Source organism: Kosakonia oryzendophytica, from assembly GCF_900094925.1.
Classification (GTDB): Bacteria; Pseudomonadota; Gammaproteobacteria; order Enterobacterales; family Enterobacteriaceae; genus Kosakonia; species Kosakonia oryzendophytica.
The window spans coordinates 426,303-450,525 of the sequence record NZ_FMAY01000001.1 but is presented as its reverse complement, the minus strand read 5'-3'; the positions used below and the strand labels follow the sequence as shown (position 1 = coordinate 450,525).

The window sequence follows — 24,223 nt, the reverse complement described above, 5'->3', positions numbered from 1 at the left end:
TTTTTTTTATTTAATTTTAGTAAGTTAGGCTGTGTCGGGGTTTGGCGACACATTAATTTCACTGCTAAATAAATTGTGCTTCAGCGAAGGAGAAAATCCATGCTGAAACGCTTCATTTCCGCCTGATTTATAAGGCTAATTTTTTGAGTCAGTTCACACTCTTCGCCAAAGCGGATTTTTGTGTCTTAAAAACGCAATAAAAGCGACATGCAAAAAAATGCATAAACACCCGTCTGCCTGGGCATATTTGTGCAGTGATTTTTGTGTCTACGGGTGTGTCACCACGAAACCGTGATTACTGGCGCACTATAAAAAAATTGTATCTTTTATGTTAAATCATGACTTGCGTGTATTTGTATAGACAAGTATATGTGTTTATATACTCACCGTGTTTTCAGGAGTGCCGCACGCAGCCTGAAAACGCAGCAACTCAGGGACTTTACCAGGCATGAAGAATCTCACCCTTATTCCCGGCCAACTGACACTGGCGCAACTGCGTGATATTTACAGCCACCCGCTTCATCTTACGCTGGATGACAGCGCGTTTGCCGCCATTGATAACAGCGTGGCGTGTGTGAATGCCATCATGGCGCAGGGGCGTACAGCCTATGGCATTAATACCGGTTTTGGTTTGCTGGCGCAGACGCGTATCGCTACCGAAGATCTGGAAAACCTCCAGCGTTCACTGGTGCTTTCCCATGCTGCGGGAGTGGGTGAGCCGCTGGACGACGCCATGGTGCGACTGATCATGGTGTTAAAAATTAACAGCCTGGCGCGTGGTTTTTCCGGTATCCGTTTGCCGGTGATCCAGATGCTGGTGGCAATGGTCAATGCGGGCGTTTATCCGTGGATCCCGGCGAAAGGTTCGGTAGGCGCATCCGGGGATCTGGCACCGCTTGCCCATATGTCGTTGACGCTGCTCGGCGAAGGTAAAGCGCGCTGGCAGGGCGAATGGTTACCGTCTGTTGAGGCGTTGAAACACGCCGGACTCACACCGCTAACGCTGGCGGCGAAAGAGGGGCTGGCGCTGCTCAATGGCACGCAGACCTCTACGGCATTCGCGTTGCGCGGGCTGTTTGAAGCGGAAGATCTGTTTGCTGCTGCAATAGTGTGTGGGTCATTGACCACAGAAGCGGCACTGGGCTCGCGTCGCCCGTTTGACGCCCGTATTCACGAGGTGCGCGGCCAACGCGGGCAGATTGACGCTGCGGCGCTTTATCGCCACGTGCTGACCGACGATAGCGCCATTTCGCAGTCGCATCACAACTGCAATAAAGTGCAGGATCCCTATTCGTTGCGCTGCCAGCCGCAGGTGATGGGCGCGTGCCTGACGCAGTTGCGTAACGCGGCGGACGTTCTGCTGACGGAAGCGAATGCGGTGTCGGACAACCCGCTGGTGTTTGCGGCGGAAAATGAGGTGATATCAGGTGGCAACTTCCATGCGGAACCGGTGGCGATGGCGGCGGATAATATTGCGCTGGCGCTTGCGGAAATGGGCGCATTAGCGGAGCGGCGCATAGCGTTACTGATGGACAGTCACATGTCGCAGTTACCGCCATTTCTTGTGAAAAACGGCGGCGTGAACTCCGGTTTTATGATTGCACAGGTCACCGCTGCCGCGCTGGCGAGCGAAAATAAAGCGTTAGCGCATCCGCATAGTGTGGACAGTTTGCCGACCTCAGCAAATCAGGAAGACCACGTGTCGATGGCTCCGGCTGCCGGCCGCCGCTTATGGGAGATGGCCGCTAACACGCGTGGTGTGATTGCGGTGGAGTGGCTGGCCGCCTGCCAGGGGTTGGATATGCGCGAAGGGTTAACCAGTAGTCCACTGCTGGAACAGGCGCGCCACCTGCTGCGCGAGCAGGTTTCGCACTACGAAAAAGACCGGTTTTTCGCACCCGACATCGAAAAGGCCACGGCGCTTCTGGCTGCGCGGCGTTTGATGCCACTGCTGCCGGCTGTGCTACCCAGTCAGATTTGATCACCGCTGTTTCTGCAACCGGCCAGGGGGAATTTCCCTGGCTCCGGGTCCTGTGCATTAACCTTAATGAAATATCCCAATTCGCGGAACAGACCAGTAGTTGTTGTCTGACTATTGCTATTTTTAATTTTATATATTTCCGGCCATTTCTCTTTCACTCACCCTCACCCTCAATCATGAGGAAAGCGTGATGCCCAGACATGCCCCTCCCTTTGAAAAAGTCAAAAGAGCGAAATATGCACATCCGAAGAAACGAGGCGAAAGGAGGCATAACCGTGGCAGGCGCGCCATAGCCGAACGCACTTTGGGGATCCCAGGATTCGCTTCGGTGGAGGATTGGATCCGCTACGAATTTGATGAGCGGGACGCCCGACTGGCAGCGGAAGCTGCAGCAGCGCCCCTGCCGCCATTGCCTGTCTTTCGCGCACGAAATCTGGCTGAGCGCTTAACACTGATGTTGTATGTGCTGAATGTTCTGGGAACCGGGATCCCGGTAGAGAGGGCGCGAACCCGTCAGCAGGAGACCGGTGTTGTAAAAGCGGGGCCGGCGACGCGAAAATCGCTGTCGGAGGCAGAAGCGAAAGTGCGTGAGCCAGCTCCAGAGGCAGAAGCAGAGGTGATAGCGAAGCCGGAGGAGGAAACGACCTATACCCCATCAACATACGATACGTCGCTGGCACCTGGCACTGCGTCTGCCGGCGATCGCGCTGCACCGACGTATATCGCCATGACGATGCTGGGCGGAGCGGGGGTAGCCACTCAGGCAGCACGGCCGGGTATAAGCGATCGTATTGCCGATATGACCCGTACAACCGGCCTGCTCATGGCTGCTGCAGCATCGCAGATCTCCCCGCGAGGGGCTGCGCAAGCAGTTGGCGCTTCCGCTCTGCTGGCAGGGCTATCATACGCCTGGTATTCGATGTTTGGTCGCAGTAATGATGAAAATGCCTCTGCTTATGAACGTCTGGCTGAACTGACCGGGATGTTAACTGAGGACGAGCGGGAGTTGATCAACTCGCTCTTTCCTGAACGAAACGCGGCTTCGCCGGTTGAGGCCGTATCACCCTTCAGCCCTGGTGATATTGCAGAGCTGGAAGCGATAGTCGCGGAACTGGTGGAAGATAACATTGCCTCATCTGCATTCAGCAGCACGGATAGTGCCAGCCAGCAGCCGGAAAGCACGACCGTGATGGCAGAGGAAGCCTCCCTGGCTGCGAAATCTCGCGTTAAAAGGTCACATCTGATGGCGGAGCCCAAGGTTTCGCGTGGTATCAGAGTGAAAAAGATACTGGTAGATCCGTTCGTGACAACGGAGGCAACAGCGCCAGCCAACGCGACCGCATCAGCAAACATGACTGTACCAGCCAACGCGACAGCAGACCCCTCGTTACGCAGTGCATACTGGGCTGAAGAATATAAAGCAGCCAAGAATGGCACCTTAGAAAAATCGATATTTTTGATGCTGAGCGAAGGCCCCAAACCGGGTGATCGGGGCAGTCTGTATGTGCCCAGAGAGAGCTTCCCGCTCGCAGATGCGTGGTTCACAAGAATGGATGAATTGCAGGTCGGGACCTTCAGGCAAGAATTTCAGCAGGAGATTGAAGAGGAGTCCATTGCGAGCATCTACGATCCGCATTCAGGCGCGAAGTCTGCAGAACTACCCGATGAACGCTGGCTACATCTGGGACGTTATTACCTTCAGCTTTACCGCAGAGCGCTGTATGACTGGGGCATGGGGCTGCTTCATATGAATGTGGAGGAGGCCAGAGATGAGGAAGTACTTGTGCAGCGCCTTGAAACGCTGACCAACAGGCTGAACGATGACTGGGAAGGTAACGCGATGGATGCGGGCGAACTGAAGGAATATGCTGCCAAAAGTAAAAAACTCGCGGAGCGTACCGCGCGGTTGGCTACCTACAGTGCTGACAGACCGTCGACAGATATCATGAAAAATACGTCATTGTCATTCAGCACGGATATACCGGCATCGGAAGTGTTCTTTGGGCAATACAGCCTGTCTTATGTCGATCTTATTGATCGATCCCGATTTTCCGGGACATTTCCGCAGTATCTCAAAATCATGCTGATAAGCCTGGTGGACCTTATTCGGGACGATACAGGTCATGTGGACCTGGTCACGCTCTATACCGCGTGGAGTATCCTGACAGTCAAACGCCTGCTACATGCGCTTGAAAACGACGATATGGTTGCCGCTTATGATTTTGCCGTGCTGGATGAGGAGTTGAACAAGATAATTAAAGAGCACATTTTCCTTCTTTGGAATGAGCAAACCCAGTCGAAATATTTCGAGTTATATAATGAGTCGATAGTGGAGGCGTTGCCGCTGTTGTGGGCAATGGAGGCGCGGCACACCAGTGAAACGGCAACCTCGCAGCCTGCGACTGTGGGCAATACAACCGTATCGACGGAACACGCGTTGCTTACCGGAGTGGACTGGGAAAACATCCGCCAGCAAGCCGAACAGGCCGAACCGATGCCTGAGCGTTTCAGTGCCGATAAATATATGCTGGATAAGCTGAAAACGATATTGGATCGGCGGATAGCAGATTTGACCGACTTTTTGGGGGAAAACATCCTCCACCCGGATCGCTATATGACGGCCTTTGTCCGGGAGTCGTTGGAGATGTATGGGCTGGAAGATAAATGGTCCGATCAGTCAATAATCACTTCCCGTCCGGTTGTACTCAAAGCCGGGGTCGGCATGGATGTAAAGGGGAAACTGACCACCACTATTCCTTCCCGCAGCTACACGCTGGTCGACATTGCCAGGGGGGTGCCGCGCAGAGATTACGGAACATCCTATACCGACGATGTGATTGAATGGCCCTCCTCGTTTCCCAGTGCGCTGAAGGAACGTCTGGGCAATATGGGGGATTTTGCTGACTGGCGAATTCAGGATGAGTTTGACCTGAACAACCCCGAGGGCGGACAAAAGGCCAGGAAAGCCTATAAGTTTATGTTGGATCGAGCGGCACTGGCGTATATCGACAGAAAAAACCGCGTATCGAAGGCTTCCCAGGGAGAGTACCATCAGCGCTATATCGATGCGGTTGAAAGTTTTCTCAAAGGCGAGACCAAAGCGGAAAGCGTGGAGTGGCATGGTGTCACCCTTGCTGATGTGATTTTTATTCCGGTTTCACCTTCTCTCGTTCCCAAGCAAAAGAAAATCGGCGTGCTACTGTCACTGTGGAACAATGATTATTGTGAAGTGCCGTGGCCTGGATTTGCCGGCAAAGTACATAAGGAAGGGAGAGGGAGAAAGGTTTCCCCTGGCGTGGTGATTGAAAAATACCCCGCGATAAAGGCCTTTATGGAGAAACACCGGACGATCCGGACGGGGAAGGCGCTGGCGAAAGTGGACGACAGTTATGACTATCGCGCAGAGCACTATGATGCACCAGCATACTCTATGGACATGACCTCCGAAGTATCTTCATCTGATTACTACCCACCTTTTATCACCTATGCAAAAACGCCGGATGTGCTCTTCGACAAGCTTATCGATATGCATCGCAAGGATCTTGTCGACCTTTACGACGATCTTATTTACTCGTCTGCGGAGCATAAACGGGCCGTTGCATTCGAATTGATAAATACGCTGGCCATTCTCTCCGGGGTGCTACTTATGGTCGGTGGCGTAATGCTGGGCGGCCCTGCTCTGCCATGGGTTGCGGCATCTCTGGCGGTCACCCTGCTGGGAGAGGTTGTGCCAACGGCTGTGCTTGCGTCGCTGGCAGATGATGAGGAAGAGCGTGAGCTGTATATCCGTTCGATGGTGATGGCGGCGGCGTTTGAGCTGGGGGGTAATCTGGCTGGGCCTGCAATAGGCGGCGTGGTGAAAGGCACCCGGCGGCTGGCGCGTCTGGGGAATACGGCGGTGAAGGAAACGCTGCCCGACTTGTACCGGGTAGTGAAGGAAAAGCTGGTACAAGTAATGACCAAAACCGGTATCCGGCGTCTGCGCAAAGTACCGGATACGGTGACGACGATCAGCAAAGAAGCGCGCAGCGATCTCGATAAGGTCGTCGAGACGTTAAAAGCGTCGGACACGGCACGCCCCTCCGTGAAAACGAAACCGTCTGACAAAACAGACGCTGCTGCCGGATCATCGAAACAGCAGACGGATACCGGGGCTGGCGCTGCGGCAAACAACATTGCGGGGGAGGGCTTGCTGAAGCAATCAAAAACTGCCAAAAAAGTGATCAGTAAAATGCGCGAATTGGGATTTAAATCTGATATCCGTATCCTCACCCGATGGAAAAAAGGAAGCACTACGGATGAAGTGATAAACCAATATTTTGTGCAAGGGAGAAGAGGTAATGATCGGGTGGTGGTACAGATGTTTTCCGATAATAATGAATTCTCATATATTTATTTTGATGAGAATGAATGGCTCCAAACAGTGATTAAGAAAAGTAAGCAGACTGATGATGTGACTGGCTATTATGATGTCAAAAATGATGCTGATTTTTCAGAGTTATTTGAAGAGTTTGAGCCTATGACGGAAGCGGCGGGTAGTCTCCCACTAAAAGATTATCCCGTGGATGGGGTACTGATTTATACCTCGCAAGAATACAAAAATAGCGTGAAAAGCACGGGGTTGGATTTCGATGATATGCAGGAATTTTTTGAGAAAACGCTTGGCGTGGAAAAAGGTGCGGAAGCAGAAACATCGCTTTCTGCTTCTATCCGACAAGCGTTAAAAGAAAATCCGGAGTTACAGTCTTCTCTGAAGAGCCTGCCGTTTTTTGCAGATGTGCCGGTTAATTTATCGCAAGGCGATCTCATTATGAAATATGCCGCTTTATTGAAAGAGATCGGTCCGGATATAACCAAATTCAGGCCGATCATGCAAGATCTGGCGCTCAATCTCAGAGATCCCACTAAAATCAAGAACCTGACAAATTTTTATAACTACGAATTACAAAATAGTGGCTTCCAAATAGCTGCGCCTGATTTTATAACCTATAAAGCAAATGTGGGTAAAAAATGGTGGGGGAGATTTATACCCTCGAAAAATATTGATAAAGTTGAAACGGCGTTTAATAAGACATATACCCGGGCGGATCAACTTTCCGCACTGCTTGGACAAGCAAAAGCATCGCCAGAATTGCGTGATGGGATCCTCGTGGTGCTGGCCAGGTATTTAAATACGCCCGATGCTACGATCCTTGGGGAAGCTTATCAACGGCTTGATGAATTATCGAGTCGGCTTTACCAACAAGCACATTATCATGTGAAAGAGACCAAGCTCAGCCGTGTTGTACCCGTTACAGCAAGTGAGGGTGATATATCGCAAACGGTGGCTTTTGTTTATGAGCGGGATCCTTCTGCACGCATTATGTTAGTTTTCCCCACGGTATTAGAAGAGAAAGGGATTAAAAACACGCTTCTTCATGAGATGACCCATCGTGCCATTGGGTCTGAGGACTATGCCTATATTGCCGACTTAGGAAAAAAATTCCCCAATTTAAAACAGCATCATTTTAGATTCGGTGAATCAAGATGGGAATCATTCAGTCCGCATGCAACATTAGGCCGTACAGCACAAACATCTGCCGAGTATCTGGTCAATGAACTTCCGCCATTAAATACTCTGGACCGCGCAATAGCGCAGGCCCGAGCGCTATTTCTGGCTATGGAGCGGGCTTATACCAAAATGAACAATGCAGACTCATTGGTCGTACTGATTAATGAACTGCTCAGTAGTTTCAAATTCAAGTGGGTTGGCGATGAGAAAACCGGACACTGGGCGATTACATTGGCAACCGGTAGCAGAACACGCCGTTCAGTTGATGAAGAGGATGCCTTTATGAAAGAACTGGTGGACAATTTGACAGCCACACAGCTTGCGCAAGCGCTCGACTTTAGCGTTGCCGGTATCTTCACCGATGAAGAGATTAAAAAATTCGGTCTTGAACTGACCGATTCCGCCGGGACGAACACGACACTGGCAATGAACACGACACAGGCAATCACACCGGATGCCTGACGCGCTTGTGATAATCAGCCGGGAGAGCAAATAACGTGAAGATTTAAGCAATAAAAGGATGCTCTGGTGTCCCCTGCAGGAATCGAACCTGCAATTAGCCCTTAGGAGGGGCTCGTTATATCCATTTAACTAAGGGGACAGGGCGGCTGGAGTATAACGTCATTTGCGCGCCACGTTAAGCGCGCAGGCCGCCAAGTGATTAAACTGTCACCGTTTATGCTTATTTTTCCGCACCCTTGTTCTGGCGCTTTTCCTCTTCGGCCCTGGCTTTCGCCTCAGCCTTACGAGCGTTGATCATATCGTTGCGGATTTGCGCATGGCTGAGCAGGGCGAAAATAAAGGTCCCGCCGCAAATATTTCCGGCGAGCGTCGGTAGCGCGAAAGGCCAGATAAACTCGCTCCAGTGCAGTGTGCCGTTAAAAACCAGATAAAAAATTTCCACCGCCCCCACCACAATATGCGTGGTATCCGCCAGTGCAATAAGCCAGGTCATCAGAATGATTACCACAATCTTCGCCGCGCCAGCTGAAGGAAACATCCACACCATGGTGGCGATGATCCAGCCGGAAATAATCGCGTTGGAGAACATTTCGCCCGGCGTGTTTTTCATCACATCCATGCCGATTTTGACAAAAGCATCGCGCGTCTGTTCATCAAAAATCGGCATATGCTCAAATGCCCAGGCCGCAATCGCCGTGCCGATAAGATTCCCCAACAGCACCACGCCCCACAAGCGCGTCATCAGACCAAAATTCACCCAACCGGGGTTTTGCATGACCGGCAATACGGCTGTCACTGTGTTCTCGGTAAACAACTGCTGGCGCGCCATGATGACGATGATAAAACCAAAGGTATAACCGAGGTTTTCCAGCAAGAAACCGCCGGGTACGCCATCAAGCTGAACGTGAAATATCCCTTTTGCCAGCAGAGATGCCCCCATTGATAGCCCGGCGGCGATAGCCGACCAGAATAGCGCCATTGCATCACGTTCCAGCTCTTTCTCGCCATCCTGACGAATATGTTCGTGAATTGCCATGGCGCGAGAGGGGAGCCTGTCTTCATCCAGTTCGATTTTTTCGCCACGCTTTTTTTCGTCGCTCTCGACGGCGATCTCTTTACTCTGCGTGTCGATTTTCTCTTCTTTTATTGCGTCCACTACAACCTCACTTGTTCTCTGCAGATGCAATTAAGCGTAGCGAGTTTCTGTGGCGATTCGTGGCGGTATCGTCCTAAAGTGCAGGGGAAAGCAACAATGGTGATACGTCGTCGGGAAAGTATGTATAAAATTGTCAACGCAGCGCACCGCTGAATGCGGGCTATGCTGAAATGAAGACTGTTCGCTGCGTAGACATCATAAGACGCGCTGATACAATGCGTGACATGTTGCGGGCGCAAATCCGGGCATTTTGCGTTTGCGCCTTTATGGATGGCATTCACCGATGGCCATATTCTCCAGGGAGACACCTATGAAATTCCGCCTGTCGGCGCTTGCGCTGGCTACCACGGTGCTGGTCGGCTGCGCCAGCTCCGGTACCCGAGAGTCGCAGGGGCGTTCAGACCCGTTTGAAGGGTTCAACCGCACCATGTACAACTTCAACTTCAATGTGCTGGATCCTTACGTTGTCAGACCCGTCGCGGTTGCGTGGCGTAATTATGTGCCGCAACCGGCGCGCAACGGTCTGAGCAACTTTACCAGCAACCTTGAAGAGCCGGCGATCATGGCGAACTTCTTCTTACAGGGAGATCCCTACCAGGGGATGGTTCACTTTACCCGTTTCTTCCTGAACACCTTGCTGGGGATGGGCGGCTTTATGGACGTTGCCGGCATGTCTAACCCGAAATTGCAGCGCGTTGAACCGCACCGCTTCGGCAGTACGCTCGGCCATTATGGCATCGGTTACGGTCCCTATATGCAGTTGCCATTCTATGGCAGTTTCACGTTGCGTGAAGATGGTGGTGATGCAGCGGATACGCTCTATCCGGTGCTTTCCTGGCTGACGTGGCCATTGTCCGTCGGTAAATGGACGGTGGAAGGCATTGAAACCCGCGCGCAACTGCTGGATTCCGATGGCTTACTCCGCCAGTCTTCCGATCCGTATATTATGGTGCGCGAAGCCTACTTCCAGCGTCATGATTTTATTGCCAATGGTGGCAAGCTGAAGCCGCAAGAGAACCCTAACGCGAAGGCGATAGAGGGCGATTTGAAAGATATTGATGCGGAATAAACCGCAGCCAACAAAAAAGGTGAGCCGAATGCTCACCTTTTTTATTACCGCTGTCTTATCAGAAGGCGTAGTTAAAGTTCATGCCGTACAGCCATGCCCGGCCACTAGACTGGAAGGTATACGGGGTTTCGGTGAACTTCACTTTCTGACCATGCATATACGAAACACCGACGTCGACAGAGGCATCTTTGTTAAATGCATAGGTCGCACCGGTGCTCAGCCACAGACGATCCTGGTCCGGAATGGAGATAGAGCGCTTATCGGCCGGAACCGGGCTATCGTCATAGGCGATACCGGCGCGGAAGGTCCAGTTATCATCCATATAATAGGTGGTGCCCAGAGCGATGCGGTACACGTCTTTAAAGCTTTCATCTTTATAGAACAGGGTTTGACCGTTGCTGCCGGTGGCTTTCAGCTCCTGGAACTGGCTCCAGCTGGTGTAGGTCAGGCTGTAGTGGATGGCCCACTGCGGATCGATACGGTTGTAACCTGACAGTTCCCACATCTCCGGCAGGTTCAGCGTCAGCGCACCATTGATAGTGGAACCCGCTGTGGCATAAGGCAGGTTGTTAAGACCCAATGCAGGGGCCAGCGCATTCACGGTGAGCGGCAGATTGCTGCGATAATCGCCATCAAAGTCGATTTTAACTTCTGAACGATAGGTCAAACCGTAACGGTTATTTTTATCCAGCTCGTACAGGATACCGGCGTTCCAGCCAAACCCCCACTCATCACCCTTCAGCCGCGCAATTTGTGTGTTTGCCGGAATAGCACGGGATAAATTAAAAACGCCGCGTGTTTGCGCATCTACCATCTGTGGCAGATCGCCCGCGTAGCGTTCAACTTTTGCTTTTGCATAGACGGCATCAAAACCGAGGCCAAAGCTCCAGTGGTTGTTCAGGCGATAGGCACCGCTGAGGTTCAGGTTCAGGGTTTCAAGGTCGGTTTTCCCGCCCATCGAACCGGCTGTGTAACCATCGTTAAATTCAGTAGCCAGACCATAATTGGAGGTGACAGACGCGCCCCAACCAAACTGCTCATTAATCGGCGCAACAAAGTGCAGGTTCGGTACCCAGGCGGTTGGCGCAATGTTGCTTTGGCTTGCATCATTCCCGATAGCAGAGCGGCCGGTAACGTTGACATCCGGGTCGATAAACACAGCACCGCCAGAGAACATCGGGCGGTCGTACATCATAATCAATGCAGGGTTGCGGCTGGCGTTGCCCGCGTCATCTGCGATAGCGCCTTCACCTGAATAGGCCCGACCAAGGCCAGAGGAAGAAAACTCATTGAGTTGAAAGCCTGCGGACCAGGCCTGGGTAGAGACGATTGCCACTGCGACTGCCAGAGCAGACTTGGTAAAACGGGTTTTCTGGCTCATGACCATAACCTCATTCGAAATCGAGTTATTTTTATTCAAACTATGTTACATGTCGTAACGGAGCGCGAAGTGTAGGGTCTGAGGTACTTCAGACAAATCAGACCAGTGGCGGAAGTATAGGTCTGACCAGAGGGAATGTTGCAAGTTTGTATATAAGTTTTTTCAATTGTGATCTTCGAAACGGGATCTGCGTGGCAAAAACGGGGTAAGTCTTAATCAGGCGATTGGATGATTTTTGTTTTAGATCATTTTTAAGTGTGATTTCGGTCACTTAAGGCCCTACATGGAATGAACAACTGGAGAGCCTATTCGCCGGAGCGTAAAATAATCACATCGTTTACCTGGCACCTTGGGTGCGAATTCAGAGGAAATCAACAATGAGTAAATGCAGTGCTGATGAAACCCCGGTTTGCTGCTGTATGGATGTTGGCACCATTATGGACAACTCCGATTGCACCGCCTCTTACAGCCGCGTGTTCAGCAATCGTACCGACGCTGAAGAAACGCTGGCCGCGCTGAGCGCCAGAGCTCGCAGCGTAGAGTCCGACCCTTGCCAGATCACCTCTTCCTTTACGGAAGTGGCGGGTGGTGTCCAACTGGATATCGACTTTGTTTTCGCATGTGAAGCGGAAACCCTGATTTTCCAGCTCGGGCTGCGTTAATTTCTCCCTCCACGCTCCCGTTCTTCGGGAGCGTTTTGTTAAGCTTCTCTGTGCCTTAGCTCTCACTTTTTTTCTCCCCCCATTGGCTAAATGTAAAAAATTGGTTAAGACTGTTATCAGGTCAGACCACTTTGCGCATTACGCTGTTAACAGGGGAGTGTTATGAGTCAGGCATTACCGCTTGTTACCCGTCAGGGTGACCGCATTGCCATTGTCAGTGGGTTACGAACACCTTTTGCCCGCCAGGCGACCGTGTTTCACGGTGTACCGGCTATCGATTTGGGAAAAATGGTGGTGGGTGAGATGCTGGCGCGCAGCGAAATTCCGCCTGAGGTGATTGAGCAACTGGTCTTTGGCCAGGTCGTTCAGATGCCGGAAGCGCCCAATATCGCCCGCGAGATCGTGCTCGGTACTGGCATGAGCGTCCATACGGATGCCTACAGCGTCAGTCGCGCGTGTGCCACCAGTTTTCAGGCCGTGGCGAATGTCACGGAAAGTTTGCTGGCGGGCACTATCCGCGCCGGGATCGCCGGTGGTGCGGATTCCTCTTCCGTCTTGCCTATTGGTGTCAGCAAAACGCTGGCACGCACGCTGGTGGATGCCAACAAAGCCCGTACGCTTGGGCAAAAACTGAAACTTTTTTCCCGTCTTCGCCTGCGCGATTTGCTGCCGGTACCACCGGCTGTGGCGGAGTATTCCACCGGCCTGCGCATGGGGGATACTGCCGAGCAGATGGCGAAAACCTACGCGATTACCCGTGAGCAACAGGATGCGTTGGCGCATCGCTCGCACCAGCTTGCCGCGCAGGCGTGGTCAGAAGGCAAACTGGCCGATGAAGTGATGACCGCTTACGCGCCGCCGTTTCGCGAACCCGTGGTGCAGGATAATAACGTGCGAGCCCAGTCCAGCCTTGCGGATTACGCAAAGCTGCGTCCGGCGTTTGATCGTCGGCATGGCACGGTGACGGCGGCAAACAGTACGCCGTTAACCGACGGTGCAGCCGCGGTGATCTTGATGACCGAATCCCGCGCAAAAGAGCTGGGCTTAACCCCGCTGGGTTATCTGCGCAGCTATGCATTCACCGCTATTGCCGTACAGCAGGACATGTTGCTGGGGCCGGCATGGGCGACGCCGCTGGCGTTGGAGAGAGCCGGGCTGACGATGGCGGATTTAACCTTGCTTGATATGCATGAAGCTTTTGCCGCACAAACCCTGAGCAACCTGAAGCTGATGGCCAGTGATCGGTTTGCCCGCGAGGTGCTTGGGCGCTCGCAGGCGACAGGTGAAGTGGACGACAGCAAATTTAACGTGCTGGGCGGCTCTATTGCGTACGGGCATCCGTTCGCCGCCACCGGGGCGAGGATGATCACCCAAACACTGCATGAACTGCGCCGACGCGGCGGCGGTTTTGGTCTGGTGACCGCCTGTGCAGCAGGTGGGTTGGGTGCGGCCATGGTTCTGGAGGCTGAATAATGACATTCACATCCGCATTTACGCTTAGCGTGCGCCCCGACAATGTGGCGGTTGTCACCATTGATGTACCGGACGAAAAGATGAACACGCTGAAAGCGGAGTTTGGCGCTGAAGTCCGCGCCATTTTAAAGCAGATTCGTGATAACAAATCGCTGCGGGGCGTCGTTTTCATCTCCGCCAAACCAGATAACTTTATCGCCGGGGCGGACATCAACATGATTGCCCGCTGTAAGACGGCTAAAGAAGCGGAAGATCTTGCCCATCAGGGGCAGCAGATGATGGCGGAAATCCACGCGCTGCCCATTCCGGTGATTGCCGCTATTCATGGTGCTTGTCTGGGGGGAGGCCTTGAACTGGCGCTGGCGTGCCATCGCCGTATCTGTACCGATGACGGAAAAACGGTGCTGGGTCTACCGGAAGTTCAGCTCGGCCTGTTGCCTGGCTCCGGTGGCACACAACGTTTACCGCGGTTGGTGGGCGTGAGTACTGCGCTGGAGATGATCCTGACCGGTAAGCAGCTTCGTCCGCGCCAGGCGTTAAAGGCCGGGCTGGTGGATGATGTTGTTCCCCGCTCGATTTTGCTGGATGCTGCAGCGGAACTGGCAACGAAGGGGCATCCTGTCAGTCGCCGCTTACCGGTTCGCGAACGCATTCTCGCCGGGCCGCTCGGTCGTACGCTGTTATTTCGCATGGTGGCGAAGAAAACGGCTCAAAAAACGCAGGGGAACTATCCTGCCGCACCGCGTATTTTATCGGTGATTGAAACCGGGCTGACGCACGGGCGCAGTAGCGGTTATGACGCCGAAGCGCGCGCTTTTGGCCAACTGGCGATGACGCCGCAATCGCAGGCGCTGCGTCATCTGTTCTTTGCCAGTACCGACGTGAAAAAAGATCCCGGCAGTGCGGTTGAACCGGGGCCGTTAAGCACCATCGGCGTGTTAGGCGGCGGGTTGATGGGCGGAGGTATCGCTTTTGTGACGGCCAGCAAAGGGGGATTGCCGGTACGCATTAAGGATATCAATGCGAAAGGCATTAATCATGCGCTGAAATACAGCTGGCAAGAGCTGGATAAAAAAGTCCGGCGTCGCTATCTCAAACCCGCGGAACGTGACAGCCAGATGGCGAAGATTTCTGGTTCGCTGGATTACCGTGGTTTTGCCCATCGCGATCTGGTGATTGAAGCCGTATTTGAAGACCTGGCGCTGAAACAACAAATGGTTCGGGAAGTTGAGGAGAATTGCGCACTACACACCATTTTTGCATCCAACACTTCTTCTATACCAATTGGTGATATTGCAGCGTATGCGCAGCGCCCGCAGAAGGTTATTGGATTACACTTTTTCAGCCCGGTAGAAAAAATGCCGTTGGTGGAAGTGATCCCCCATGCCGGTACTGACGAACAGACCATTGCCACAACCGTTAAGCTGGCAAAGAAACAAGGGAAAACACCGATTGTGGTGGCCGATAAAGCTGGGTTTTACGTTAACCGCATTCTTGCCCCTTATATCAGTGAAGCCATGCGTCTGCTCAGTGAAGGGGAGCGTATTGAGGCGATTGATCAGGCATTAGTGAAATTTGGTTTCCCGGTCGGGCCAATTCAACTGTTGGACGAGGTTGGTATTGATACTGGAACGAAAATTATCCCGGTGTTGGAAGCCGCTTATGGAGAGCGATTTAGCGCCCCTGCAAGTGTTGTTAGTGCAATTTTGAACGACGATCGCAAAGGCAGAAAAAATGCCCGCGGTTTCTATCTTTACCCTGTGAAAGGGCGTAAAAGCAAAAAACAACCTGATCCGGCGATCTACCGCTTAATCGGCACCTCTGGCAATGGCAAATTGCCCGCAGAACAGATAGCGGAACGCTGCGTCATGTTGATGCTTAATGAAGCAGCGCGCTGCTTTGATGAGCAGGTGATCCGCAGTTCGCGCGATGGCGATATCGGCGCCGTGTTTGGCATCGGTTTCCCTCCGTTTCTGGGGGGGCCATTCCATTATATGGACCGGCTCGGCGCGCGGGATGTGGTGGTGGCGCTACAGCGGCTGGAGATACAATACGGGCCACGTTTCCGCCCCTGTGAAGCACTGTTACGGATGACGGAGCAGGGCGAGACTTTTTGTCCGGCAAAAGAAACTGATTCTGTAAGTTAAGGTCTAAATATTTAAATCTGTTATTGCTCATGGCGTTCGCGGTTATTTTGTAAACAATCATTGACTACACTTACGCCATTGAGGTAAAAAACAGCGTTTCATTCAGAGAATGAATCAGGCACAATGCCCGGCCATTGATATTTCCCGTCGTTGCGAAAGGGTTTCGCAGTGGAACTATTAATGATTCTGGTTAACAAAAGCGGTGCAATATGCAAGTTTTTATCATGCGTCACGGCGACGCTGCCCTCGATGCAGCCAGTGACTCGGTTCGTCCCTTAACCCCTTGTGGCTGCGACGAATCCCGTCTGATGGCAACCTGGTTGAAAGGTCAAAAAGTGGATGTTGAACGTGTTCTGGTCAGCCCTTTTTTACGTGCTGAACAGACGCTGAAAATGGTGGGGGAGTGTGTAAACCTGCCTGACAACGTGGATGTCCTGCCGGAACTGACGCCTTGTGGCGACATTGGCCTTGTTAGCGCTTATCTTCAGGCGCTGGCGAACGAAGGTCTCTCCTCTGTGCTGGTGATCTCTCACCTGCCACTGGTGGGTTACCTGGTGTCCGAGCTCTGCCCGGGTGAAGCACCGCCAATGTTTACGACTTCCGCGATCGCCTGCGTTACGCTTGACGAGAACGGTAAAGGCACCTTTGACTGGCAAATGAGTCCCTGCAACCTGAAGATGCGTAAAGCCATCTGATTCGCCGGACCATGGTATTCAAGAGCCGCACAATGCGGCTCTTGTCGTTTCTGGCTTCAGGGAAGTTCAGGCGGCTGCCACTCTTCCACTTCAATCAGCACCAGGATGGCGGCATCGCCACCGTACTCTTTCGGTGCCTGATGGAATGCCATCACGTGAGGATGCTGCGCCAGCCACAGCGGCGTTTGTTGCTTGAGAATATGTTTGCCGTGACCGTGCATCACACACGCGCAAAAGACATGTTCGCGGCGGCAGGCGGCAATCAGCGCGCCCAATTCCTGTTTCGCCTGCTGCTGGGTTAAACCGTGCAGATCGAGAAACAGCTCCGGTGAATAATCGCCCCGGCGGATCTTCTTCAGCTCAAAATGGCTGACATCTTCGCGGACATATTTCACCGGGCCTTCGGTGTTCAGCAGCGGCTGAAACTCATCGGAAAAGTAATGGCTGTTATCGGCCTGCTCCTGAAGCAGCCTTTTCACCGGCACTTCGCTTACTTTTTTGCGTATCGGGCGGTGTATCACTGTGTCCTGCTTGAGCTGACGTGTCCCGGTCATCAGTTGTCGGAACAGCGCTTGCTCCTCCTCGCTAAGCGATGGTTTCTTTTTCATCTGTACATCTCATCTCTTCTTTCCTTCAGTGTACCCGACTCACCGCGGCTGCGGTGTAGCAAAATGCATTTTTCCCCCCACTGCACGAGACGATGCTGATTTATCGCCGTCTTCATGGCAAACTAGCCGCCGAATTTAATGCGAGCATGGGCCTGGGGGATACTATGGATAAAATTTTCGTTGAAGAAGCAGTGAATGAGCTGCACACCATTCAGGACATGCTGCGCTGGTCGGTCAGCCGGTTTAGCGCCGCCAATATCTGGTACGGTCACGGCACGGATAACCCGTGGGATGAAGCGGTGCAACTGGTGCTGCCGACGCTCTATTTACCGCTGGATATTCCGGAAGATATGCGCAATGCGCGCCTGACCTCCAGTGAGCGTCATCGCATTGTTGAGCGCGTTATCCGCCGCGTTAATGAGCGTATTCCGGTTGCCTATCTGACCAATAAGGCCTGGTTCTGCGGCCACGAATTCTATGTTGATGAGCGTGTGCTGGTGCCGCGTTCGCCCATCGGCGAGCTGATCAACAACCATTTTTCCGGGTTGGTACATGCGCAACCCCAGCATATTCTGGATATGTGCACCGGCAGCGGCTGTATTGCTATCGCCTGTGCTTACGCCTTCCCGGAAGCGGAAGTGGACGCCGTGGACATCTCCACGGATGCGCTGGCGGTGACCGAGCACAATATTGAAGAGCATGGCCTGATTCATCACGTTACGCCGATCCGCTCTGATGTGTTCCGCGAGCTGCCGAAAGTTCAGTACGATCTGATTGTGACGAACCCGCCTTATGTGGATGAAGAAGATATGTCTGACCTGCCGTCAGAATATCGCCACGAACCAGAATTGGGGCTGGCCTCCGGTAGCGATGGGCTGAAACTGACACGCCGCATCCTGGCTGGCGCGCCGGATTATCTCGCTGATAATGGCATCCTGATTTGTGAAGTGGGTAACAGCATGGTACATCTGATTGAACAATATCCGGATGTGCCGTTTACCTGGCTGGAGTTTGATAACGGCGGGGACGGCGTCTTTATGCTGACGAAAGCGCAACTTATCGCCGCGCAGGAACATTTCAGCATTTATAAAGATTAAACGACGCTCAACAACACAAACAACGACAACGGAGCCGTGATGGCAGGAAACACAATTGGACAACTCTTTCGCGTAACCACTTTCGGCGAATCGCATGGCCTGGCACTGGGCTGTATCGTTGATGGGGTACCGCCGGGTATTCCGCTGACCGAAGCGGATTTGCAGCATGATCTGGACAGACGCCGTCCGGGGACATCGCGTTACACCACGCAACGCCGTGAGCCGGACCAGGTGAAAATTCTCTCTGGCGTGTTTGAAGGCGTGACCACCGGCACCAGCATTGGTTTGTTGATTGAAAATACTGACCAGCGTTCGCAGGATTACGGCGCGATTAAAGATCTGTTCCGTCCGGGGCATGCTGATTACACCTACGAACTAAAATATGGCGTGCGTGATTACCGCGGTGGTGGTCGTTCCTCTGCCCGTGAAACCGCCATGCGCGTTGCCGCAGGTGCTATTGCTAAAAAATATCTGGCGCAGAAGTTTGGCATTGTTATCCGCGGATGTCTGACCCAGATGGGGGATATTCCGCTGGCGATCGAAGACTGGGATCAGGTTGAGCAGAACCCATTTTTCTGCCCGGAGCCGGGCAAGATCGACGCACTGGATGAACTGATGCGTGGTCTGAAGAAAGAAGGCGACTCTATTGGCGCGAAAGTGACAGTGGTAGCAGACGGCGTTCCGGCAGGCCTGGGCGAGCCGGTGTTCGACCGCCTGGATGCGGATATCGCCCACGCGCTGATGAGCATTAACGCGGTCAAGGGCGTTGAAATCGGCGACGGCTTTGACGTGGTGAAGCTGCGCGGCAGCGAAAACCGTGACGAAATCACCAAACAGGGTTTCCAGAGCAACCATGCGGGTGGCATCCTGGGGGGTATCAGTAGCGGCCAGCAAATTATTGCCACTATCGCGCTGAAACCAACATCAAGCATTACTGTACCGGGGCGTACCATCAACCGTTTTGGCGACGAAGTGGAAATGATCACCAAAGGTCGCCACGATCCCTGCGTCGGCATTCGCGCAGTGCCTATCGCGGAAGCGATGCTGGCCATTGTGCTGATGGATCACTTCCTGCGCCAGCGCGCGCAGAACGCCGATGTTACGACCGATATTCCACGCTGGTAAACAATGAACAACACGGCAATTGCGCTGTTTGCGCTGCTGATAAGCGCCGCCGCGACGGCGGCAACCCCCTGGCAAAAGCTGACTCACCCCGTTGCCGGTAGCCCCCAATCTATTGGCGCATTCGCCAATGGCTGCATTGTTGGTGCGCAGGAGTTACCGCTACAGGCGGATAATTATCAGGTGATGCGTACCGATCAGCGCCGCTATTTCGGCCACCCGGATCTGGTGTTGTTTATTCAGCGCCTGAGCAATCAGGTGCACAATCTGGGAATGGGGACTGTGTTGGTCGGCGATATGGGGATGCCCGCTGGTGGGCGCTTTAATGGCGGCCACGCCAGCCATCAATCCGGCCTGGATGTGGATATCTTCCTGCAACTGCCGAAAGCACGCTGGAGCGCAGCGCAACTGCTGAAACCGCAGGCACTGGATCTGGTCTCTCGCGATGGTAAGCAGGTGGTGCCGGAACTTTGGAAGCCAGAAATCAGCAGTATGATCAAACTGGCGGCGCAGGATAACGACGTGACGCGTATCTTCGTGAACCCGGCTATCAAGCAGCAACTCTGTCTGGATGCGGGTACGGACCGTGACTGGTTACGTAAAGTGCGCCCGTGGTTCCAGCATCGTGCGCATATGCATGTACGTCTGCGTTGCCCGGCAGACAGCCTGGAATGTGAAGATCAACCTCTGCCGCCGCCTGGCGATGGATGTGGCGCAGAATTGCAAAGTTGGTTCGAACCGGCGAAACCCGGCAGCACCACGCCTGAGAAAAAGACGCCGCCGCCTTTGCCGCCGTCTTGCCAGGCTCTACTGGATGAGCACGCATTGTAATGGAAACCTTTCAAGAACTGTTTTTGGTGTCGCCGCTATTAATGGTGGCGCTTTTTTTTGTCGCATTACTGGCCGGGTTTATTGATGCGCTGGCCGGTGGCGGCGGGCTGTTAACGGTGCCCGCCCTACTGGCAGCCGGGATGTCTCCGGCACAGGCGCTGGCGACGAATAAGTTGCAGGCCTGCGGCGGTTCGATCTCCTCCACGCTCTATTTTATTCGTCGCAAAGTGGTGAACATTGCCGATCAGAAACTCAATATTCTGATGACCTTCATCGGTTCCACGACCGGTGCATTGTTAGTCCAACACGTGCAGTCCGATGTGCTGCGCCAGATCCTGCCCGTGTTGGTTATCTGTATCGGTCTTTACTTTCTGCTAATGCCTAAACTGGGCGAAGAAGACCGCCAGCGTCGCCTGTACGGCCTGCCTTTTGCGCTGGTGGCTGGCGGTTGTGTTGGGTTCTATGACGGCTTTTTTGGCCCGGGAGCCGGTTCTTTTTATGCGCTGGCTTTTGTCACGCTGGCAGGTTACAACCTGGCAAAGTCCACCGCGCATGCCAAAGTGTTGAATGCGACCTCCAATATCGGCGGTCTGCTGTTGTTTATTATTGGCGGCAAAGTGGTATGGGCTACCGGTTTTGTGATGCTGGCCGGGCAATTTCTCGGCGCGCGCATGGGCTCGCGCCTGGTGCTCAGTAAAGGGCAAAAGCTCATTCGCCCGATGATTGTGATTGTCTCGGCGGTGATGAGCGCAAAACTTCTCTATGACAGTCACGGCCAGGAGATCCTCCGGTTTATGGGGGTGAACGTATGACCCATCACTACCAACAGTTGATTGATATTTTTAATCGCTGCTTTGCAGACGATTTTAATACCCGTCTGATTAAAGGCGACGATGAACCGATCTATCTTCCCGCAGACGCCGATGCGCCCTACAACCGCATCGTCTTTGCCCACGGTTTTTACGCCAGCGCGTTACATGAGATTTCGCACTGGTGCATTGCCGGGGCGGAGCGTCGCAAGTTGGTGGATTTCGGTTACTGGTACTGCCCGGATGGACGCGATGCCGCGACACAGGGGCAATTCGAAGATGTGGAAGTCAAACCCCAGGCTTTTGACTGGTTGTTTTGCGTGGCGGCGGGGTTTCCGTTTAACGTCAGCTGCGACAACCTCGAAGGGGATTTCGAACCGGATCGTATTGTTTTTCAGCGCCGCGTCCACGCGCAGGTGATGACCTATCTGGAACAGGGTATTCCTGCCCGTCCGGCGCGGTTTATCAAAGCATTGCAGGACTATTATCAGACGCCGCCTTTTGCGGCAGAACAGTTCCCGTGGCCTGAAGACCTGTAAGGCCATGTTTTCAAAAGAGGAAGAGAGATGATCGCGGAGTTAGAATCACGCATTCTGGCGTTAATTGACAATATGGTGGAAAGCGCCAGTGATGATGAGCTGTTTGCTGGCGGTTATCTGCGCGGGCATTTGACGCTGGCGGTGGCCGATCTCGAAAGCGGTGAAGACCATTCGCACGAAGCGGTGTACGCCAAAGTGACCCACAGTGTGGAAACCGCTATTCAGGCGGGCGAACTTTCTCCACGCGATCAGGCGCTGGTGCTTGGCATGTGGGAAAACCTCTATCAGCAAGCGAAAGCGCATTAAGCTGTTTACCCTCTCCTGCAGGAGAGGGATCCTCTTTTTACAACAACAGCGTTTACTCCCGTATCGTTGATTTCATGTCGGCCTCTTTGCGGTCATGAAATATCCTAAATTCCTGTTGCCAACGTTGAACTCATCATTGGCCGGGCCTAGAGTCTTTTTTATCCTTGCGTACTTTTTCGCATGAAACGGGTATCCATTATTCCGGATGTCATCTTTGCAGGAGGGTAAACGCCTCCTGCACCGATAGCCAATAGGGGAAATTATGTCTCTGTATTCCGGAATTGATGTATTTTCTCAACACGATGATAATAACGATGAGACTGACTTCTATCGCTGCCTGTCACGAATAGATCTGCTTTTTCAGCAGGCATATTTACAGCGAAATGAAGTGGTTCCTGCATATTTTTCGCCATTTTTCTTGCCTGCCAGGGCGCAGAATGCGTATTCCAACGATCTATACGACGTTCCTGTCTGGTTAGCATTTCACCCTCTCCCGGACTCGCGAGAGGCCTTAACGACGCGGCTTAACAGACTGATTGAACAATTTGATTTAACATTATTTGAGCGAGACATTCTTCTCGTCTGTTTGTTACCGCGTTTGAGTGCGCATTATAGTGCATTGCCGGACAGTGGAATAAAAGAAGGGGTAAGCGATAAGTTACTCATGCAACTGTTTTCATCCGCGCAAACGGAATATCAATTATTACTTTCAGCATTACACCCATCATCACCGCTATTCCAGTTCTCTTTATTATTTAAAACAACAATTAATGAAAATAAAATACCTACCACATTTTATATGTGCAGCGAATCGGTGTGGCATTTTCTTTGCGGCAATGGATCGATGGCGAAGTATCGTTATCCTTATCCGCAGCCTGTTGTAACCGATGCGATGACGTTGTACCCGGTGACTCTCAGTGAACAAATAAGTTGTTTATGCCTGGAACCGGTGGGAGAAACACCGCCGGTCATTGTTTTGGACGGGTGCGCGCTGGATGGGCGTGAAAATGGGCTTGCCAACATTCTGTGGCAACACCAACGTGCGTTATGGCGTCTGGATATCCGCGATCTGGATAATGTGGCCGAGCCACAGCAACAACAGGCGGTTGCGGAAATCATCCGTGACGCGCTGATGGATAATGCTGGGGTGGTTTGCGTGCACTGGGCTGATGCCGGGGGGGCAAAAAAAAGTGTTATCAGTGTGCTTGAACGACTATTGCCTCAGGTCCGCTTGCCTTTCTTTGTACTAACGGATTCGACAGCTGAAAGCCCTTTATTCCGCGTTCTACCCAGCATTCATCTTTCTTTGCCGTGTCCGGATGCCATGGCGAAAAGCAAGTTATTGCAGATGGCGTGGCCCCGGCAAAGTGTTAGCGAAAACCAACGGTTGCAGACGCTGGCAGAGCGTTACGCCTTTAGCCCAGCCGATATCTCCTTGTTGCTTGCCGAAGCGGATTATTACCGGCAGGTAAGGGGTAAAGATGCGTTATTAGGCGCAGGCGATCTGCAAAAAACGTTGCTGTACCGGTCACGTAAGAATTTCGGCAATCTGGCCCACCGTATAACGCCTGTTCGGACGTTCGACGATATTGTGCTTTCGCCGTCTGTTAAAAAACAAATGGAGGAAATTCTGGCGGCCATCAGGCTGAGGGAACGGGTGACTATCAAACATTTTGCCCATAAAACCGGCGGAAAAAAGGGGTTAAGCGCTTTGTTTTATGGCGAGCCCGGAACCGGGAAAACGCTGGCAGCGGAAGTATTGGCGCAGCATCTCGATACAGATCTTATAAAGGTGGATCTCTCCGCGGTGGTCAGTAAATACGTGGGGGAAACGGAAAAAAACCTGTCGCTGGTTTTTGATCTCGCAGAAACAGACAGTGGAATATTATTCTTTGATGAAGCGGATGCGTTGTTCGGTAAACGCAGTGAAAGTAAAGACGCCCATGATCGGTATGCCAATATTGAAGTCTCTTACCTTCTGCAACGACTGGAAAACTATCCTGGGTTAGTGATCCTTGCGACCAACCATCGTGGGCACCTCGACACGGCTTTTAGTCGGCGGTTCACCTTTATCACGCACTTTACCTACCCGGATGTGACGCTGCGCACGCAAATGTGGCAGGCTATATGGCCAGCCACACTGGCACTTGCTGAAGATGTGGATTTTGCCGAGCTGGCTATTCGGGGCAATCTGACGGGGGCAAGCATCTGCAATGTGGCGTTACTGGCCGCTGTGCTTGCTGCGGATGAACAGAGCGATAAGATACAGCTACATCATATCGATCATGCCATTCGGCGTGAGCTCAATAAATTGGGGCGATTGCCCCTTTAATC

General features: G+C 52.8%; 17 protein-coding genes and 1 tRNA gene. 14 read left to right on the top strand and 4 right to left on the bottom strand.

The genetic code is table 11. The features are described 5' to 3' along the window. Positions 1-448 precede the first annotated feature (448 nt). Together hutH and GA0061071_RS02105 are read left to right on the top strand one after the other, a co-directional pair. A complete protein-coding gene (hutH, locus tag GA0061071_RS02110) occupies positions 449-1,981 on the top strand; it encodes a histidine ammonia-lyase (RefSeq protein ID WP_088238145.1) in 1,533 nt (510 codons plus the stop codon). Between the two features lie 190 nt (positions 1,982-2,171). After that, the gene (locus tag GA0061071_RS02105; RefSeq protein ID WP_139109639.1) at positions 2,172-7,994 is read left to right on the top strand and encodes a hypothetical protein; all 5,823 of its coding nucleotides are present in this window, start codon (positions 2,172-2,174) and stop codon (positions 7,992-7,994) included. A 64-nt stretch (positions 7,995-8,058) separates the two neighbouring features. Here the strand turns inward: GA0061071_RS02105 and GA0061071_RS02100 are convergent. Both GA0061071_RS02100 and GA0061071_RS02095 read right to left on the bottom strand, forming a co-directional pair. After that, a tRNA-Arg gene (locus GA0061071_RS02100) sits at positions 8,059-8,133 on the bottom strand. 81 nt (positions 8,134-8,214) lie between these two features. Beyond that, positions 8,215-9,150, bottom strand: coding sequence for a formate/nitrite transporter family protein (locus GA0061071_RS02095; RefSeq protein WP_088238143.1), 936 nt, complete (start codon positions 9,148-9,150; stop codon positions 8,215-8,217). Positions 9,151-9,460: 310 nt separating this feature from the next. Between GA0061071_RS02095 and mlaA the strand changes: the two genes are divergently transcribed. After that, complete coding sequence (gene mlaA, locus GA0061071_RS02090; RefSeq protein WP_061493865.1) at positions 9,461-10,219, top strand: phospholipid-binding lipoprotein MlaA; 759 nt, start codon at positions 9,461-9,463, stop codon at positions 10,217-10,219. A gap of 58 nt (positions 10,220-10,277) precedes the next feature. Here mlaA and fadL read toward each other — a convergent pair whose 3' ends face one another. Next, positions 10,278-11,600, bottom strand: coding sequence for a long-chain fatty acid transporter FadL (gene fadL, locus GA0061071_RS02085; RefSeq protein ID WP_061493866.1), 1,323 nt, complete (start codon positions 11,598-11,600; stop codon positions 10,278-10,280). Between the two features lie 377 nt (positions 11,601-11,977). Here fadL and GA0061071_RS02075 point away from each other — a divergent pair, with 377 nt between their 5' ends. The 4 genes from GA0061071_RS02075 to sixA all read left to right on the top strand — a co-directional run bounded on the left by GA0061071_RS02075 (position 11,978) and on the right by sixA (position 16,577). After that, on the top strand, positions 11,978-12,262 hold the full coding sequence (locus GA0061071_RS02075) for a YfcZ/YiiS family protein (RefSeq protein ID WP_061493867.1): 285 nt from the start codon (positions 11,978-11,980) through the stop codon (positions 12,260-12,262). Between the two features lie 162 nt (positions 12,263-12,424). After that, a complete protein-coding gene (fadI, locus tag GA0061071_RS02070) occupies positions 12,425-13,735 on the top strand; it encodes an acetyl-CoA C-acyltransferase FadI (protein WP_061493868.1) in 1,311 nt (436 codons plus the stop codon). Next, complete coding sequence (gene fadJ / locus GA0061071_RS02065) at positions 13,735-15,882, top strand: fatty acid oxidation complex subunit alpha FadJ (protein ID WP_061493869.1); 2,148 nt, start codon at positions 13,735-13,737, stop codon at positions 15,880-15,882. The genes fadI and fadJ overlap by 1 nt, the downstream gene beginning before the upstream one ends. Before the next feature lie 209 nt (positions 15,883-16,091). Beyond that, a complete protein-coding gene (gene sixA, locus GA0061071_RS02060; protein ID WP_061493870.1) occupies positions 16,092-16,577 on the top strand; it encodes a phosphohistidine phosphatase SixA in 486 nt (161 codons plus the stop codon). Between the two features lie 56 nt (positions 16,578-16,633). On the opposite strand, the gene smrB is transcribed toward sixA, so the two are convergent. Next, positions 16,634-17,185: an endonuclease SmrB gene (gene smrB / locus GA0061071_RS02055; RefSeq protein ID WP_061493871.1), complete on the bottom strand. Its 552-nt coding sequence runs from the start codon at positions 17,183-17,185 to the stop codon at positions 16,634-16,636. 164 nt (positions 17,186-17,349) lie between these two features. Here smrB and prmB point away from each other — a divergent pair, with 164 nt between their 5' ends. The 7 genes from prmB to GA0061071_RS02020 all read left to right on the top strand — a co-directional run bounded on the left by prmB (position 17,350) and on the right by GA0061071_RS02020 (position 24,221). Further along, positions 17,350-18,282 carry a 50S ribosomal protein L3 N(5)-glutamine methyltransferase gene (gene prmB / locus GA0061071_RS02050; RefSeq protein WP_061499838.1) on the top strand — a complete coding sequence of 311 codons (933 nt, stop codon included), beginning with the start codon at positions 17,350-17,352 and terminating at the stop codon, positions 18,280-18,282. 39 nt (positions 18,283-18,321) lie between these two features. After that, positions 18,322-19,407 (top strand): chorismate synthase, encoded by a 1,086-nt coding sequence (gene aroC / locus GA0061071_RS02045; RefSeq protein WP_088238142.1) that lies wholly within the window; start codon positions 18,322-18,324, stop codon positions 19,405-19,407. Positions 19,408-19,410: 3 nt separating this feature from the next. Further along, positions 19,411-20,235, top strand: coding sequence for a penicillin-insensitive murein endopeptidase (mepA, locus tag GA0061071_RS02040; protein ID WP_061493873.1), 825 nt, complete (start codon positions 19,411-19,413; stop codon positions 20,233-20,235). Next, the gene (locus GA0061071_RS02035) at positions 20,235-21,047 is read left to right on the top strand and encodes a sulfite exporter TauE/SafE family protein (RefSeq protein ID WP_088238141.1); all 813 of its coding nucleotides are present in this window, start codon (positions 20,235-20,237) and stop codon (positions 21,045-21,047) included. Before mepA ends, GA0061071_RS02035 begins: the two co-directional genes overlap by 1 nt. Further along, positions 21,044-21,583, top strand: coding sequence for an elongation factor P hydroxylase (locus tag GA0061071_RS02030; RefSeq protein ID WP_061493875.1), 540 nt, complete (start codon positions 21,044-21,046; stop codon positions 21,581-21,583). Before GA0061071_RS02035 ends, GA0061071_RS02030 begins: the two co-directional genes overlap by 4 nt. Positions 21,584-21,610: 27 nt before the next feature. Next, positions 21,611-21,889 (top strand): YfcL family protein, encoded by a 279-nt coding sequence (locus GA0061071_RS02025; protein WP_061493876.1) that lies wholly within the window; start codon positions 21,611-21,613, stop codon positions 21,887-21,889. 262 nt (positions 21,890-22,151) lie between these two features. Continuing rightward, positions 22,152-24,221, top strand: a complete 2,070-nt coding sequence (locus GA0061071_RS02020) for an ATP-binding protein (RefSeq protein ID WP_088238140.1) — start codon at positions 22,152-22,154, stop codon at positions 24,219-24,221. The last annotated feature ends 2 nt before the right edge of the window (positions 24,222-24,223 follow it).

What these genes read in the sequence shown, in the direction of transcription:
- hutH (WP_088238145.1), top strand. Translation starts at nt 449, where the DNA reads ATGAAGAATCTCACCCTTATTCCCGGCCAACTGACACTGGCGCAACTG.
- GA0061071_RS02105 (WP_139109639.1), top strand. Translation starts at nt 2,172, where the DNA reads ATGCCCAGACATGCCCCTCCCTTTGAAAAAGTCAAAAGAGCGAAATAT.
- mlaA (WP_061493865.1), top strand. Translation starts at nt 9,461, where the DNA reads ATGAAATTCCGCCTGTCGGCGCTTGCGCTGGCTACCACGGTGCTGGTC.
- fadL (WP_061493866.1), bottom strand. Translation starts at nt 11,600, where the DNA reads ATGAGCCAGAAAACCCGTTTTACCAAGTCTGCTCTGGCAGTCGCAGTG.
- GA0061071_RS02075 (WP_061493867.1), top strand. Translation starts at nt 11,978, where the DNA reads ATGAGTAAATGCAGTGCTGATGAAACCCCGGTTTGCTGCTGTATGGAT.
- fadI (WP_061493868.1), top strand. Translation starts at nt 12,425, where the DNA reads ATGAGTCAGGCATTACCGCTTGTTACCCGTCAGGGTGACCGCATTGCC.
- fadJ (WP_061493869.1), top strand. Translation starts at nt 13,735, where the DNA reads ATGACATTCACATCCGCATTTACGCTTAGCGTGCGCCCCGACAATGTG.
- sixA (WP_061493870.1), top strand. Translation starts at nt 16,092, where the DNA reads ATGCAAGTTTTTATCATGCGTCACGGCGACGCTGCCCTCGATGCAGCC.
- smrB (WP_061493871.1), bottom strand. Translation starts at nt 17,185, where the DNA reads ATGAAAAAGAAACCATCGCTTAGCGAGGAGGAGCAAGCGCTGTTCCGA.
- prmB (WP_061499838.1), top strand. Translation starts at nt 17,350, where the DNA reads ATGGATAAAATTTTCGTTGAAGAAGCAGTGAATGAGCTGCACACCATT.
- aroC (WP_088238142.1), top strand. Translation starts at nt 18,322, where the DNA reads ATGGCAGGAAACACAATTGGACAACTCTTTCGCGTAACCACTTTCGGC.
- mepA (WP_061493873.1), top strand. Translation starts at nt 19,411, where the DNA reads ATGAACAACACGGCAATTGCGCTGTTTGCGCTGCTGATAAGCGCCGCC.
- GA0061071_RS02035 (WP_088238141.1), top strand. Translation starts at nt 20,235, where the DNA reads ATGGAAACCTTTCAAGAACTGTTTTTGGTGTCGCCGCTATTAATGGTG.
- GA0061071_RS02030 (WP_061493875.1), top strand. Translation starts at nt 21,044, where the DNA reads ATGACCCATCACTACCAACAGTTGATTGATATTTTTAATCGCTGCTTT.
- GA0061071_RS02025 (WP_061493876.1), top strand. Translation starts at nt 21,611, where the DNA reads ATGATCGCGGAGTTAGAATCACGCATTCTGGCGTTAATTGACAATATG.
- GA0061071_RS02020 (WP_088238140.1), top strand. Translation starts at nt 22,152, where the DNA reads ATGTCTCTGTATTCCGGAATTGATGTATTTTCTCAACACGATGATAAT.